A 13,861-nucleotide genomic window follows, 5' to 3' on the forward strand; every position below is an offset into this window, starting at 1 on the left:
GAGACGGGCGAACCCGGCCCAGTCATCGTCGACCTCGATCTCGTCGACGATCGAACGGTTGGTTTCGACTTCCGTCGTATGCCAGCCGGCGTCAATCGCGCCGTACCAGCCGTTCGGATCGGCAGACGCAGCGCCGGCCGACAGGGCCAGAGCCCCGACGGCGCTGGTCGCCAGAATGAGTGTTTTAACGCGCATGGGTGGATGCCCTCCGCAGCCCAGGTGAATTTTCTCAAGGCGGCGCACGAGCCGCCGCTTGCACCCTCATAACAGCCCCGCTGGCTCAGGTCGAGATGAAGAACCCCCGAACAGGAGCAAGCGTGGCCATTCCGCTACAGCGGCCGCTCAGCAGCGGGCTCCCAGGCGAACCGCTGCGAGGCGGCCGTCACGACGAGAATGGCGGTCATCCGCCGCCGGTGCGGTTGGTCGCCTTGCCCTTCCCCTCGCAGACCGGGCAGATCTCGCCGGAGGTCAGGGCTCCGGCGCCCAGGCATTCGGGACAGAGCGTCGGATCCGGGTGCTGCTGCGAGGCGGGATCGACCGGATCGGAAGGGGTCAGATCCCGGTCGTCGATTTCGTGCTCGTTCATCCGGACGGAACGGCCGGACGAAGGTCCGGTTTCATGATGACACGACGCTGGCTTGGCATTACGGACCCGCTGGTAATGGACGAGACACAAACCGGAGATCGCGCCGCGGATGCGCAGGGCTGGGACACGGCGAAGACGCTGGCCGAAGCCCTGCCGTACATCCAGATCTACGATCGCAAGACCGTCGTCATCAAGTACGGCGGCCACGCCATGGGCGAGAGCGCGGTGGCGAAGCAGTTCGCCGCCGACGTGGTGCTGCTGAAGCTGATGGGGGTGAACCCCGTGGTGGTTCACGGCGGCGGGCCGCAGATCAGCGCCATGCTTGAAAAGGCCGGGGTCAAGTCCAGCTTTGTCGACGGGCTGCGGGTCACCGACGCCGACACCATGCAGGTGGCCGAGATGGTCCTGTCCGGCGCGGTCAACAAGGAGATCGCCCACTGGATCACCATGGCCGGGCGCAAGGCGGACGTCCGCGGCATCGGCCTGTCCGGCAAGGACGCCGGCCTCCTGACGGTCGAGAAGACCCGCCGGACCAAGCGCGATCCCGACAGCATGATCGAGCACGAGGTCGATCTCGGCTTCGTTGGCGAACCGACCCGGGTCGATCCCAAGCTGGTCACCCGGCTGCTCGAATCCGACGCCGACTGGGTGCCGGTCATCGCCCCGATCGGGGTGGCCGAGGACGGCCAGACCTTCAATGTCAACGCCGACACCGTGGCGGGAGCGCTGGCCGGGTCGCTGAGCGCCAAGCGCATGCTGCTGCTGACCGACGTGGCCGGGGTCAGGGGGCCAGACGGCGAGATCATCCGCCAGATGACTGTCGGCGAGGCGTCGAGGCTGATCGACGACGGCGTCGCCACCGGCGGCATGATTCCCAAACTGCAGACCGCCATCGCGGCGGTGCGGGACGGCGTCGAGGCCGTGGTCATCCTCGACGGCCGGAGACCTCACGCCATGCTGGTGGAGCTATTCACCGAACACGGCGCGGGCACGCTGGTGAAGGCCGAAGGATGACCGCCGAACCGGTGCAGCCGACCGAGATCGGCGCCGATCTGCGCCATGTGCGCAGCTGGATCTTCGACCTGGACGACACCCTCTATCCGCCCGAGCGGCAGATCCTGAAGCGGGTCAGCGAGCGGATCGGCCACTTCATGGTGCGCACCACCGGCCTGCCGCTGGACGAGGCGCGGGCGCTGCAGAAACGTTATCTGATGGATCACGGCGCGGCGCTGGGCGGGCTGATGAAGGACTACACCATCGATCCGGAAGAGTTCCTGGCCGATGTGCATGACGTGCCGCTGGACGACCTGCATGCGGACGAGGGCCTCAGGGCCGGGTTGGAGCGTCTGAATGGGCCCCGATACGTCTTCACCAACGGCTCGACCCGGCACGGCGAGCGCGTGCTGGAGCAGCTGGGGATCGCCGACCTGTTCGACGGCCTGTTCGCCATCGAGCATGCAGACCTGACGCCCAAGCCGCATCCCGACACCTTCGCCCGCATGCTGGACAGGTTCGGCCTCGATCCGGCGACGGCCGCCTTCTTCGAGGACACCGTGCGCAATCTGGACCACGCCAAGCAACTGGGCATGACCACCATCCTCGTCGGCCCACACGCCTTCGACGCCGAGGCCCCGTTCGTCGACCACCGGGCGGCCGCGCTCGGCCCCTTCCTCGCCACCGCCCTTCTGCCGGGAGACCCCACATGACCGATCGCGCCGATCTGGAAGCCGTGATCGAGGCGGCATGGGAGGATCGGGCCAACATCTCGGTCTCGACCCACGGCGAGGTCCGCAAGGCGGTCGAACAGGCCGTCGGCCTGCTGGATGCGGGCGAGGCGCGGGTCGCCTCGCGCGACGCCGACGGGGTCTGGACCACGCACCAGTGGCTGAAGAAGGCGGTGCTGCTGTCCTTCCGGCTGAACGACAACGCCCTGGTCCGGGGCGGCGACCGCGGCGCAGCGAGCCACGCCCCCGGCGTGGGGCCCTGGTGGGACAAGGTTCCGAACAAGTTCGGCGACTGGACCGCCAACCACTACGAGGACGCCGGCTTCCGCTCCGTGCCCGGCGCGATCGTGCGGCGGGGCGCCTTCATCGGCCGCAACGTCGTGCTGATGCCGTCGTTCGTGAACATCGGGGCCTATGTCGACGAAGGCTCGATGGTCGACGCCTGGGCGACGGTCGGCTCCTGCGCCCAGATCGGCAGGAACGTGCACCTGTCCGGCGGGGCGGGGATCGGCGGCGTACTGGAGCCGCTGCAGGCCAATCCCACCATCATCGAGGACGGCTGTTTCATCGGGGCCCGGGCCGAGGTGGCCGAGGGGGTGATCGTCCGCGAGGGCGCGGTGCTGGCCATGGGGGTCTATCTGTCGGGCTCGACGAAGATCGTCGACCGCGCCACCGGCGAAGTGTTCCGCGGCGAGGTGCCGGCGTATTCGGTGGTGGTGCCGGGCGCCCTGCCCGACCCGAACGGCGGCCCGTCGCTGTACTGCGCGGTGATCGTCAAGCGGGTCGACGCCCAGACGCGGGCCAAGACCGGCGTCAACGAATTGCTGCGGGACTGAGGATGGGCCGCGCCGTGATCCTCGGCGCCACGAGCGCTCTTGCCACAGGCGCGGCGGCCTATGCCCTGACCTTTTTCGGCAATCCCGAGCCGATCGGGCGCGCCCTGGCGATGGCGCTCGGCCTGTGCGTGTCAGCCCTGCCGACTGGGCTGGCGACCGGTCTGTTCTCGGGCGGCTGGAGGCGAGCGGCGGCGGCGGCGATGACAAGCGGCGGCCTGCAGTTGGCCGCCTTGACCGCCTATTGCCTGCTGGTCTGGAAGGGCAGCTGGGACTTGCCCGCACTGGTTGGCTTCGCGGTGTTTCTCCAAGCGGCCGCCATGATCGGAGCCGGCTGGCTTGCCGGTCTCCGACGCCGGGGCCAGACGGCGCGCTAGCTGGCCTTCGCCAGCCGCACCAGCTTGCCGTTGCTCTCGTCGGTGATGGCCCAGACGGCGCCGTCCGGGGCCACGGCGATGTCGCGGACGCGCTCGCCGAGGTCGGTCAGCAACCGCTCCTCGCCGACGACGCGGTTTCCGTCCAGGACCAGCCGGGCGATGTGCTTTTCCTTCAGCCCCGCCACCAGCAGGTCGCCGCGCCAGCCGGGGAACATGGCTCCGTCGTAGATCGCGACGCCGCCCGGCGCGATGACCGGGTCCCAGTAGTAGACGGGCTGCTCCAGGCCCTCGCGGGCGGTGATCCCCTCGTTGATCGGGCCGCCGCGGTACTCGACGCCATAGGCGATGATTGGCCAGCCGTAGTTGATCCCGGCGCGGTCGAGGTTGACCTCGTCACCGCCGCGGGTGCCGTGCTCGACGGTCCAGACGTCGCCGTTGGGGGCGACGGCGACGCCCTGCACATTGCGGTGCCCCAGAGACCAGATTTCCGGGCGGGCGCCCTCACGGCCGACGAAGGGATTGTCCGACGGGACCGAGCCGTCGGCGTTGATGCGGATGGTCTTGCCCATGTGCGAGCCGAGGTCCTGGGCCTGCGGCCGCATCGGCGCGTCGGAGCGGTCGCCGAGGGTGATGAACAGATGGCCCGCCCCGTCGAAAGCCAGCGAGGAGCCGAAGTGGGCGCCGCCGTCGTAGGCGGGCATGGCCCGGAAGATGACCTGCACGACCTCTACGCGGGAGCCGTCGTCCGACAGGCGACCGCGCGCGACGGAGGTGGCGTTGCCGCCCTCGCGGGGTTCGGCGTAGCTCCAGTAGATCAGGCGGTCAGTCGAGAAGGTCGGGCCGACCACGACATCGAGCAGGCCGCCCTGCCCTCGCGCATCGACGGCGGGAAGGCCGGCGATCGGTTCGCCCACCCCGCCCTGGCCGGTGATGATGCGCATCCGGCCCGGGCGTTCCGTGACCAGCCAGCGGCCGTCCGGCAGCAGGGCCAGACCCCACGGCTCCTCCAGACCCGAGGCGACCACCATATGCTCCAGGGCCGCTTCGGTGCGGACGCCGGGCGCGCGGGTCTGGCCCGCGAAGGCCGGCTGCTGGCCGGCGCCGTTGGCGGGGCGGGTCTCGACAGGGGCCCCCGGACCCGTGGCGGGCCGGCTCTGGCCATCGGCCCCGCAGGCGGCGGCGAGGGCCACGGCGGACACGGAAACGGCGAGGACGAGGAGGCGCATGCGGAAACCCCTTTGAACTGGTCGATCGGGAAGCGAAGCTGGGGACCTTGCGGTTCCTTGCGCCCAGCGCAAGCCCGCGGGGGCGGGAAGGCCTCCAGGACGACTTGAAACCGCCTGCGCCCCCCTCTATAGGCACGCCTCTTCCGGCGGACAGACCAGTTCCCGCCGGACCCCGGAGCCCGGGGCTGGGTAGCTCAGCTGGTTAGAGCGGTGGATTCATAACCCACAGGTCGGCGGTTCGAGCCCGCCCCCAGCCACCATTCCGCAACCCGCCGGCATTCCCCGCGTTCACGGCAAAGGTTCAACGCCGAAGGGGACTTCCCATGCGCATCCGTATCGCCGCACTCACCGCCGTCGCCGCTCTCGCGCTGGGCGCCGCCGCCTGCACCGAAGCCGAGCAGGACAAGACCCAGACCGAAACCAACGCGGCGGCCGAAGACACCGGTTCCGCCATCCAGGAAGAAGCCGCCCAGATCGGCACCGCCGTGAAGGCGGGAGCCAGCGAGGTGGCTCAGGAGATCGACGAGGGCACCGACCGCCTCGCCCAGGAGGCCGACGAGCAGGAGGCCGAGACCAAGGCGGACACCAAGGGCAACTAGGCCGCCGGCGTTCCGGCGGGTTCGGCGAGCAGGGCGTCGATCAGGGCCCGAGCCTCGGGGCTGGCCCAGTCGGCCTCGCCGGAGAAGTGCGCCCGGATGCGGCCCTGGCGGTCCAGCAGCACGGTCTGGGGCATCTTGCCCTCGCCGGGCAGTTCGAACGGCAGCTGGAACTTCATGTCGCTGTAGAGCGGCAGGGGCTCATGGACGTCGATGAAGCTGCGCGCATCGGCGAGGCCGTCCTCGGTGGCGTCCACATTGATCGGGAGCACGACCAGGTCCGTGCCGACATAGGCTTCGGCGAGGCGGGCCAGGGTGGGCATCTCGGTGCGGCAGGGCGCGCACCACATGGCCCAGAGGTTGACCACCACCACCTTGCCTCGGAAGTCGGCGAAGCGGGCGTCGGCGCCGTCGCGGGTCTTGAAGACGTAGTCGGGAGCCGTGGCGAGGGCCGCCGGGGTCTCCAGCCGCGTCAGGGAGCCCTTGGCGAAGCGGGCCAGTTCGCTCCTGGCGGGCGGCGCGGGCGCGGCGGCTTTGAAGAAGGCGTCGCGATTGGCGTATAGCAGCCCGGCGCCGACGATCATGCCGATCACCAGGGCGCCCGCGATCGCCATCCCCGCCGCCTTCGAGCCCTTCATGACACAGCCTTTCCAACCCGGTCCCACAGTTAAGCCTTCTCCGAACGCGGAAGGTCAAGACATGTGGGGCGGGCGCTTCTCGGCGCGGCCGGCCGACATCATGCAGGCGATCAACGTCTCGATCGGCGTCGACCGGCGGCTGTGGGCGCAGGATCTGGCGGGATCGCGGGCCCACTGCCGGATGCTGGCGGCGCAGGGAATCGTGTCGCAGGCGGATGCGGAGGCGATCCTCGGCGGGCTGGAGGCGATCGAGGCGGAGATCCGCGACGGCTCCTTCCCGTTCCGCGACCAGTTCGAGGACATCCACATGAATGTGGAGGCGCGGCTGGCAGAGCTGATCGGCGAGCCGTCGGGACGGCTGCACACGGCGCGGAGCCGCAACGATCAGGTGGCGACCGACTTCCGTCTGTGGGTGCGGGACGCCTGCGACGCGGCGGCAGCGCAGCTGCAGGGGCTGCAGCGGGCGCTGCTGGCGCGAGCGGATGAGCATGCGGGGGACCTGATGCCCGGCTTCACCCATCTGCAGCCGGCCCAGCCGGTGGCGTTCGGGCATCACCTGATGGCCTATGTCGAGATGTTCGGGCGGGACGCGGGGCGGTTCGCGGATGCGCGGCGCCGGATGAACGAGAACCCGCTGGGCGCGGCGGCGCTGGCGGGGTCGCCCTTCCCCATCGACCGGCACATGACGGCGGCGGAACTGGGCTTCGACCGGCCGATGGGCAATTCGCTGGATGCGGTGTCGGACCGGGACTTCGCGCTGGAGAGCCTGGCGGCGGCGTCGATCTGCGCGGGGCACCTGTCGCGGCTGGCCGAGGAGATCGTCGTCTGGATGACGCCGCAGTTCGGTTTCGTCAGCCTGCCGGACGACCTGACCACCGGCTCTTCGATCATGCCGCAGAAGCGCAATCCCGACGCCGCCGAATTGGTGCGGGCCAAGACGGGCCGGATCATGGGCTCGCTGGTGGCCCTGTCGACGGTGATGAAGGGGCTGCCGCTGGCCTATTCGAAGGACATGCAGGAGGACAAGCCGCCGGTGTTCGAGGCCTTTGACGCCCTGACGCTGGCGCTGGGGGCGATGACGGCCATGGTGGCGGCGCTGAAGCCGGATACGGAGCGGATGGCGGCGGCGGCGGGGTCGGGCTTCTCGACGGCGACCGATCTGGCCGACTGGCTGGTGCGCGAGCTGAACCTGCCGTTCCGCAAGGCGCACCATGTCACGGGGGCGGCGGTGAAGCGGGCCGAGGCGCTGGGCGTGGATTTGTCGCAACTGCCGCTGGCGGAACTGCAATCGCTTGAGGCGGGCGTGACGGAAGCGGTTTACAAGGTGCTCACTCCCGAGGCTTCCTGCGCCAGCCGCCAGAGCTTCGGGGGCACGGCGCCGGAACAGGTCCGGGCGCGGATCGCCGAGTGGAAGGCGCGACTGGGGTAGATGGCATGAAGAAACTCATTGTCCTGGGCGCCGCCGCCCTGATCGCCGTCTCCGCCGCGGGATGCGGCCGGATGGCCGACCTCGACGCCCCGCCGGCCAAGCGCACCGAGCGCGCCCTGCCCGACGAGCGGGGCCCCGGACCGGTGGAGCCGGCGACCGTCTACCGCCCGCCCAGCCAGGCGCCGATCGACGGCGGGCCCAGCTCGAACCCGTACGGCGGTTCGGGTTCCAGCCCCCGCTAGAGCCTTGCACCATTTCGATCGGATCGACGGCGCCCTGCACGCGGAGGGGACGCCGCTCGAAGCCATTGCCGAGGCCGTGGGCACGCCGGTCTATGTCTATTCGACCGCGACCCTGACGCGGCACTACCGGCTGCTGCGCGAGGCGGTGGACGCCCATCGGCCGGCGCTGGGGGAGGCCCTGATCGCCTTTGCGGTCAAGGCCAACTCCAACCTGTCGGTGCTGGCGACGCTGGCGAAGCTGGGCTGCGGCGCGGACACCGTGTCGGAGGGCGAAATCCGGCGGGCGCTGACGGCCGGGATGCCCGCGGAGCGCATCGTCTTCTCGGGCGTGGGCAAGACCGACGCCGAGCTGGCCTTCGCCATCGAGGCCGGGGTGCGCCAGATCAACGTCGAGAGCGCGGTCGAGCTGGAGCGGCTGATCGCGGTCGCCGCGGCGAAGGGCGCGGCGCCGGAGATCGCCATCCGGGTCAATCCGAAGATCGGCGCCGGCGGCCATGCCCGGATCACCACCGGCGGGGCGACCGACAAGTTCGGGGTGCCGGCCGAGGCGGCGCCCGCGCTGTACGCCCGGGCGGCGGCCTCGCCGCATGTGACGCCGGTGGGGCTGGCCTGTCACATCGGCAGCCAGATCACCACGCTGACGCCGCTGGAGGCGGCGTTCCGGGCCCTGCGCGAGATGACGCTGGCGCTGCGGGCCGAGGGCCTGACGGTCAGCCGGCTGGACCTCGGCGGCGGACTGGCCGTGCCCTACCACGGCCAATCCGACCTGCCATCGATCGCCGACTATGTCGCCATGGCCGCCGGGGTGCTGGACGGGCTGGAGGTCGAGGCGGCGTTCGAGCCGGGGCGGCTGCTGGCGGCCAACGCCGGGGTGCTGCTGAGCCGGGTCATCCAGGTCAACGCCCGCAGCGACGGGCGGACCTTCCTGGTGCTGGACGCCGGCATGAACGACCTGATGCGGCCGGCGCTGTACGACGCCTTCCACGCGGTCGCGCCCATTCGGGAGCGGGCGGGAGGCGCCGTGGCCTACGATCTGGTCGGGCCGATCTGCGAGTCGACGGACGTGTTCGCCCGGGGCCGCGCCCTGCCGCCGCTGCAAGCGGGGGACCTGGTCGCCTTCATGAGCGCCGGCGCCTATGGCGCGGTGCTGGCCAGCGAGTACAATTCGCGGCCGCTGGTTCCCGAGGTGCTGGTCGACGGCGAGCGCTGGGCGGTGGTGCGGGCGCGGCCATCCTATGAGGAGCTTTGGGCGCGGGAGCCGAGGGCCGGCTGGCTGGGGTGAAGGGTTTCACCCGGGTAAAACCCAAAAATACAGTCCGTAGCGTCCGTAGCGTCCGTAGCGTCCGTAGCGTGGCGCGGCAGGATTCAGGTGTCAAAGACCGCGGGCGGCGAAACGAGGCATTATGCGCCCCCGGCCTTCTGCGGCGGGAAGATCGGTTCGAGAAAAGGCGATGGGCTTGATGTTGCGGGAGAGTTTCCGCGCAACCCGACTATAATTCCGCGGATCGCCAGCACAGCGTCATGACGTCTTGTCTCCTTCCTGTCGCGCGGCGACGGGGACAGGGACCGAAGCGGTGGAGGGGCGCCAGACCGAGGTGCGGTTTCGCCCCTCCACCACCCTTCGGGTGGTCCCCCTCCCCATTCGCGAAGCGAACGGGGAGGAGACGGCGCTCCGTCCCCTCAATCCAGCGCGCAGATGTCCGGCAGGCCGCGCAGGGCGCCGGCGTGGTCGAGGCCGTAGCCGACGAGGAAGCGGTTGGGGGCGTCCCAGCCGACGAAGTCGGGTTCGGGGGCGCGGGGCAGCGGCCAGGGCTTCTTGGCGAAGACGACGGTGAGGACCTCGGCGGCCCCGGCCTCGCGGGCGAGGCGCACCGCCTCGGCCAGAGACAGGCCGGTGTCGAAGACGTCGTCGACGATCAGGACCTTGCGGCCGGCGATGGGGCGCTGGAAGGGGGCGTAGACGTCGATCTTGCCGCGGCTGGACTGTTCGTCGCCGTAGGAGGCCAGCCACAGGGCGTCGAAGCGCAGGTTGCGGCCCAGGCGCGACAGGGCGCGGGTCAGGTCGGCGGCGAACCACAGGCCGCCGGTGAGAAGCACCGCCGCCACGGTCTCGTCATCGGTGACGGGGGCGATCTGACGGGCCAGGTCGGCGACGATGCGGGCGACCTCCGCCTCGGGCAGCAGGACGGTGGGTGTCGGGGTGTCAGCCATGCGAGGCGGATACCGCCTCGGAGCCTTGCGAGTCGATAGCCAGGGACGCAGGGACGGGCACGGCATCGATCGGCTGCATGTCGAGCGGGGCGGCGGGGCCGGGCGAAAGCGCCGGACGCAGGCCGCCGACGTCGGCCGTGGGCAGGGGGCGCTGGACCGCAGGCGCAGGGCGCGGCGCGGGGGCGGACGCGGCGCGACGCCGGGCCGGCGCCGCCTCATCGAGAACGAAGGCGACCCCGACGCCCTGACCCTTGCCGCCGGGATCGGCGATGACGGCGGCGAAACCCTGCACCTTGCCAGGCAGGACCGGGGCGGCGTCGATGCGGACCACGGCGTGGCCGATCTCGGCCCCCGAGTTGTCCAGCAGGGCGACGCGGACCGGCGGGGCGATGCGTTCGTCCTCGCGGACGTTGCGGAGCGCGCCCGAGACCAGCACCTTGCCGGGATCGTTGGGCGCCGCGCGGGCCTGCACGGCCTCGAATTCCAGTCCGGTCGGATTCACGGTCAGGCCGACGGCGGCGTAGGCCGCGGCTGCGCGGGGGGCCATCTCGACGACCTCGACGCGGAACAGCCAGGCCGCGCCGAGGAGGGCGGCGAAACCGGAGGCGATGCCCGCCCAGACGACGCCATGGGCGGCGGCCCGGCGCAGGCGGCGCTGCTGTTCGGCGCGGGCGCGGAAGGCCCGGGGCAGTTCGGGGGCCGGCGTCTCGGCCAGTGATTCGGCGGCTTCAGCGGAGTCGTCGCGGCGCGCGAAGGCGGACGGCTCCAGGCCCGGGGGCGAGACCGACAGTTCCAGCGGCTCTTCCAAAGTGGCGCGCCAGGTGTGTTTGCAGGTCTTGCAGCGCACCGTGCGGCCGGACGGACCGATCGCCTCGTCAGGGGTGAAATAGCTGGTGGCGCAGGACGGGCAGGTCAGTATCATGTGCGCTGACTGAGAGGCGTTCCGCCCCCTCCCGTCGCGGCTTCACGGCCGCGTCCTGACCCAAAATCGATGCCCGTTCAGCCCCGCCGCGCCGCCTTGACCGACTCCGCGTCCGAGACCGTCCGCCTTTCGGGCGTTGGCTTCGGCTATGCGGACGGCCCGGACGTGCTGAGGGACGTTAACCTCATCCTGACAGCGGGCTCTTTCCACTTCCTTACCGGCCCCTCGGGGGCGGGCAAGTCGACGCTGCTGAAGCTTCTGACCCTGGCCGAGCGGCCGACGGCGGGCGAGCTGGAGCTGTTCGGGGAGGCGGCGGGCCAGGCGCCGCGCTCGGCCCTGCCCGGCTTCCGGCGGCGCATGGGGGTGGTGTTCCAGGATTTCCGGCTGCTGGACCATCTGTCGGCCTTCGACAACGTCGCCCTGCCGCTGCGTCTGGCCGGGGCGAAGCGCGAGAGCTACGCCGCGGACGTGGAGGAGATGCTGGACTGGGTCGGGCTGGGCGAGCGCATGGACGACCGGCCGCCGACCCTGTCGGGCGGGGAGAAGCAGCGGCTGGCCATCGCCCGGGCCGTGGTCAACCGGCCGGAGCTGATCCTGGCCGACGAGCCGACCGGCAGCGTCGACGCGGCCATGGGCGAGCGGCTGCTGAAGCTGTTCCAGTCGCTGAACCGGCTGGGCACGACGGTGCTGATCGCCAGCCATGACGAAGCGCTGGCGGCGGAGTCCGGGGCGACCGTGCTGCGGCTCGAGGGCGGCCGGCTGAGCGGGGGCGGGGCGTGATGCGGCTGTTTCCATCCGGACGGACGACGATCCTGCCGCGCGACGGGGGCGGGGAGCCGTGGCTGGCGGCGGTGATCGCGGTGCTGTGCTTCCTCGCCTGCCTGTCGGCGGTCGGAGCCGTGGCGGCCGACCGGGCGGCGCATGGCTGGGCCCGGCAGCTGCGCGCCGAGGCGACCGTACAGGTGCGGCCGCGCGTCAACGAGACCGGGGCCGAGGCCGCGGCGCGGGCGGCCCAGACCCTGGCCGGCGTGGACGGCGTCGAGGAGGCCGAGGCCATGGATCGCCGGACCGCCGAGGCCCTGCTGCGGCCGTGGGTCGGGGACGCGGTGCTGCCGGACCTGCCGCTGCCCCATCTGGTCACCGTGCGTCTGGACCGGCGGGCCCCGGCCAGCGCGGTCAGCCTGAGCCGGGCCCTGGCCGAGGCGGGCGTGGACGCCACGGTGGACGACCACAGCCTGTGGCGCGGCGAGGTCGAGCGGTCGGCGGCGCTGATCACGGCCCTGGCCGTGGCCGCCTTCCTGCTGACCGCGGGCGGGGCGGGGGCGGCCATCGTCTATGCGACCCAGGCGGGGATGGCGGCGCAGCGGACCATCATCGAGACGCTGAGCCTGAACGGGGCGTCCGACGGCCGCATCGCGGGCCTGTATCAGGCGCGCTACGGCCTTCTGGCGGCGGGCGCGGGCGCGGCGGGGGCCGTGGCGGCCATGGCGCTGACGGCCGGGCTGAGGTTCCTCGGGGGCGCGGAGGGGGTGACCCCCGCCATGCCGCTGGCGTGGAGCGATGTGCTGATGCTCTCGCCATGCCCGCTGCTGGCGGCTACGGTGGCGCTTGGCGCGGCGCGGATGACCGCGCTGGCGCGATTGCGGGGCGGTCGTTAAGTTAACGCCATGAAGTTTCTCACCTTCATCGCCATCATTGTTCTGATCTGGCTGGTCGGCCTGTTCGCCTTCGCCGACCGGGTGCGCGGCTTCACCCCCGCCGCCGAGCCGGCGCGGGCCGACGCCATCGTGGCCCTGACCGGTCCCTCGGCCGAGCGGGTCAACGCCGCCATCCGCCTGCTGGAGCAGGACAAGGGCAAGCGGGTGCTGATCTCGGGCGTCAACCGCGAGGTGCGGCGCCAGGAGCTGCGGGCGCTGACGCCGGGCTCCAACAAGCTGTTCAACTGCTGCGTCGACCTCGGCTTCGAGGCCGAGGACACCGTCGGCAACGCCCAGGAGATCGCCGCCTGGGCCGACGCCAAGGGTTATGACAGCCTGATCGTGGTGACCTCGGATTACCACATGCCGCGGGCCCTGACCGAAATCCGGGCGGCGGCGCCGGAGCTGGCGCTGACGCCCTATGCGGTCGAGACGCCGTCGCTGGACAATTCGCGCTGGTGGCGGGCGGCGGTGACGGCTCGGCGGATGACGCTGGAATACATGAAATATCTCGCCGCCCTGGGCCGGGCCCTGGTCGGCGGCGGCGAATATGTGCGCCCGGCGACCGGGACGGCCCCGGCGGAAAAGGCCGCCTGAGGTGACCACCCTGCGTTCGCTGCTGTTCGTCGCCTGGCTCTATCTGTCGATGGCCCTGTTCGCGGTCGGCCTGTCGCCGGCGCTGCTGCTGCCGCACCGCTATGCGATGGGGGTGATCCGCGGCTGGTCGCGCTTCGTGCTGTTCGGCCTGCGCTGGATCGCCGGGGTGAAGGTGGAGTTCCGCGGGCTGGAGCACCGGCCGACCGGCTCGGCCCTGATCGCCGGCAAGCACCAGAGCATGCTGGACGTGATCGCGCCGTTCGCGGTGCTGCCGGACAACTGTTTCATCATGAAGAAGGAGCTGCGGCCCCTGCCCTTCTTCGGCTGGTTCGCGTGGAAGACCGGGATGATCGCGGTCGACCGCTCGGCGCATTCGAAGGCGCTGAAGGACATGGTCAAACAGGCGCGGACGCGGTTCGCCGAGGGACGGCAGATACTGATCTTCCCGGAGGGCACGCGAACGCCGGTCGGGGCGGCGCCGGATTACAAGCCGGGGATCGCGGCGCTGTACCGCGACCTGGAGTGTCCGTGCACGCCGATGGCGACGAATTCCGGCGTGCACTGGCCGGCGCACGGGTTCCGGCGGCATCCGGGGACGGTGGTGTATGAGTTTCTGCCGGCGGTGCCGGCGGGGCTGAAGCGGGCGGAGTTCATGGGGGCGCTCGAGGCGCGGATCGAGGGGGCGTCGGGGGCGTTGTTGGCGGCGGAGGTCCGGCCGGCCCTGGCTTCAGGGGCTGCCGACCTCCGTTCGTGAACGCTTCATCATCCGGAGGCATGCTGCGG

At 71.2% G+C, this 13,861-nt stretch carries 17 protein-coding genes, 1 tRNA gene and 1 pseudogene; 13 read left to right on the forward strand and 6 right to left on the reverse strand.

Annotation, left to right across the window (positions count from 1 at the left end; all coding sequences use genetic code 11):
- Both VEA98_RS08200 and VEA98_RS08205 read right to left on the reverse strand, forming a co-directional pair.
- Positions 1-195, reverse strand: a pseudogene (locus VEA98_RS08200) (cell envelope biogenesis protein OmpA); the annotation flags it as partial.
- A gap of 205 nt (positions 196-400) precedes the next feature.
- Positions 401-586 (reverse strand): hypothetical protein, encoded by a 186-nt coding sequence (locus VEA98_RS08205; protein ID WP_324812821.1) that lies wholly within the window; start codon positions 584-586, stop codon positions 401-403.
- A gap of 75 nt (positions 587-661) precedes the next feature.
- On the opposite strand from VEA98_RS08205, the gene argB reads away from it, so the two are divergent.
- Genes argB through VEA98_RS08225 form a run of 4 tightly spaced genes read left to right on the forward strand, consistent with a single transcriptional unit; the run spans position 662 to position 3,520 of the window.
- Complete coding sequence (argB, locus tag VEA98_RS08210; protein ID WP_324812823.1) at positions 662-1,600, forward strand: acetylglutamate kinase; 939 nt, start codon at positions 662-664, stop codon at positions 1,598-1,600.
- The gene (locus VEA98_RS08215; RefSeq protein ID WP_324812826.1) at positions 1,597-2,292 is read left to right on the forward strand and encodes a pyrimidine 5'-nucleotidase; all 696 of its coding nucleotides are present in this window, start codon (positions 1,597-1,599) and stop codon (positions 2,290-2,292) included. The genes argB and VEA98_RS08215 overlap by 4 nt, the downstream gene beginning before the upstream one ends.
- Positions 2,289-3,146: a 2,3,4,5-tetrahydropyridine-2,6-dicarboxylate N-succinyltransferase gene (dapD, locus tag VEA98_RS08220; protein WP_324812828.1), complete on the forward strand. Its 858-nt coding sequence runs from the start codon at positions 2,289-2,291 to the stop codon at positions 3,144-3,146. Before VEA98_RS08215 ends, dapD begins: the two co-directional genes overlap by 4 nt.
- Positions 3,147-3,148: 2 nt before the next feature.
- Positions 3,149-3,520 carry a hypothetical protein gene (locus tag VEA98_RS08225; RefSeq protein WP_324812830.1) on the forward strand — a complete coding sequence of 124 codons (372 nt, stop codon included), beginning with the start codon at positions 3,149-3,151 and terminating at the stop codon, positions 3,518-3,520.
- On the opposite strand, the gene VEA98_RS08230 is transcribed toward VEA98_RS08225, so the two are convergent.
- Positions 3,517-4,746, reverse strand: a complete 1,230-nt coding sequence (locus tag VEA98_RS08230) for a PQQ-dependent sugar dehydrogenase (RefSeq protein WP_324812832.1) — start codon at positions 4,744-4,746, stop codon at positions 3,517-3,519. The genes VEA98_RS08225 and VEA98_RS08230 overlap by 4 nt on opposite strands.
- A gap of 183 nt (positions 4,747-4,929) precedes the next feature.
- Between VEA98_RS08230 and VEA98_RS08235 the strand changes: the two genes are divergently transcribed.
- Both VEA98_RS08235 and VEA98_RS08240 read left to right on the forward strand, forming a co-directional pair.
- Positions 4,930-5,006, forward strand: a tRNA-Met gene (locus tag VEA98_RS08235).
- 63 nt (positions 5,007-5,069) lie between these two features.
- Complete coding sequence (locus VEA98_RS08240) at positions 5,070-5,345, forward strand: hypothetical protein (protein ID WP_324812834.1); 276 nt, start codon at positions 5,070-5,072, stop codon at positions 5,343-5,345.
- Here VEA98_RS08240 and VEA98_RS08245 read toward each other — a convergent pair.
- Positions 5,342-5,980: a TlpA disulfide reductase family protein gene (locus VEA98_RS08245; protein ID WP_324812836.1), complete on the reverse strand. Its 639-nt coding sequence runs from the start codon at positions 5,978-5,980 to the stop codon at positions 5,342-5,344. The two genes, VEA98_RS08240 and VEA98_RS08245, sit on opposite strands and share 4 nt — an antisense overlap.
- Before the next feature lie 61 nt (positions 5,981-6,041).
- Between VEA98_RS08245 and argH the strand changes: the two genes are divergently transcribed.
- Genes argH through lysA form a run of 3 tightly spaced genes read left to right on the forward strand, consistent with a single transcriptional unit; the run spans position 6,042 to position 8,933 of the window.
- Positions 6,042-7,409: an argininosuccinate lyase gene (argH, locus tag VEA98_RS08250; RefSeq protein ID WP_324812837.1), complete on the forward strand. Its 1,368-nt coding sequence runs from the start codon at positions 6,042-6,044 to the stop codon at positions 7,407-7,409.
- A gap of 5 nt (positions 7,410-7,414) precedes the next feature.
- The gene (locus VEA98_RS08255; protein ID WP_324812839.1) at positions 7,415-7,651 is read left to right on the forward strand and encodes a hypothetical protein; all 237 of its coding nucleotides are present in this window, start codon (positions 7,415-7,417) and stop codon (positions 7,649-7,651) included.
- 4 nt (positions 7,652-7,655) lie between these two features.
- Positions 7,656-8,933, forward strand: a complete 1,278-nt coding sequence (lysA, locus tag VEA98_RS08260) for a diaminopimelate decarboxylase (protein ID WP_324812841.1) — start codon at positions 7,656-7,658, stop codon at positions 8,931-8,933.
- Positions 8,934-9,331: 398 nt separating this feature from the next.
- Here the strand turns inward: lysA and VEA98_RS08265 are convergent, their stop codons facing one another.
- Entirely contained in the window at positions 9,332-9,862 is a 531-nt protein-coding gene (locus tag VEA98_RS08265; protein ID WP_324812843.1) for a phosphoribosyltransferase, read from the reverse strand.
- Positions 9,855-10,784 (reverse strand): MJ0042-type zinc finger domain-containing protein, encoded by a 930-nt coding sequence (locus VEA98_RS08270; RefSeq protein WP_324812844.1) that lies wholly within the window; start codon positions 10,782-10,784, stop codon positions 9,855-9,857. Before VEA98_RS08270 ends, VEA98_RS08265 begins: the two co-directional genes overlap by 8 nt.
- A 69-nt stretch (positions 10,785-10,853) precedes the next feature.
- Here VEA98_RS08270 and VEA98_RS08275 point away from each other — a divergent pair, with 69 nt between their 5' ends.
- Genes VEA98_RS08275 through VEA98_RS08290 form a run of 4 tightly spaced genes read left to right on the forward strand, consistent with a single transcriptional unit; the run spans position 10,854 to position 13,832 of the window.
- On the forward strand, positions 10,854-11,564 hold the full coding sequence (locus VEA98_RS08275; protein ID WP_324812846.1) for a cell division ATP-binding protein FtsE: 711 nt from the start codon (positions 10,854-10,856) through the stop codon (positions 11,562-11,564).
- A complete protein-coding gene (locus tag VEA98_RS08280) occupies positions 11,564-12,442 on the forward strand; it encodes an ABC transporter permease (RefSeq protein ID WP_324812849.1) in 879 nt (292 codons plus the stop codon). The genes VEA98_RS08275 and VEA98_RS08280 overlap by 1 nt, the downstream gene beginning before the upstream one ends.
- 9 nt (positions 12,443-12,451) lie before the next feature.
- Positions 12,452-13,078, forward strand: a complete 627-nt coding sequence (locus VEA98_RS08285; RefSeq protein ID WP_324812852.1) for a YdcF family protein — start codon at positions 12,452-12,454, stop codon at positions 13,076-13,078.
- Position 13,079: 1 nt separating this feature from the next.
- Complete coding sequence (locus VEA98_RS08290) at positions 13,080-13,832, forward strand: lysophospholipid acyltransferase family protein (protein WP_324812855.1); 753 nt, start codon at positions 13,080-13,082, stop codon at positions 13,830-13,832.
- Positions 13,833-13,861 lie beyond the last annotated feature (29 nt).

The sequence above is a fragment of the Brevundimonas sp. genome (genome assembly GCF_035627055.1).
Taxonomy (GTDB): Bacteria; Pseudomonadota; Alphaproteobacteria; order Caulobacterales; family Caulobacteraceae; genus Brevundimonas.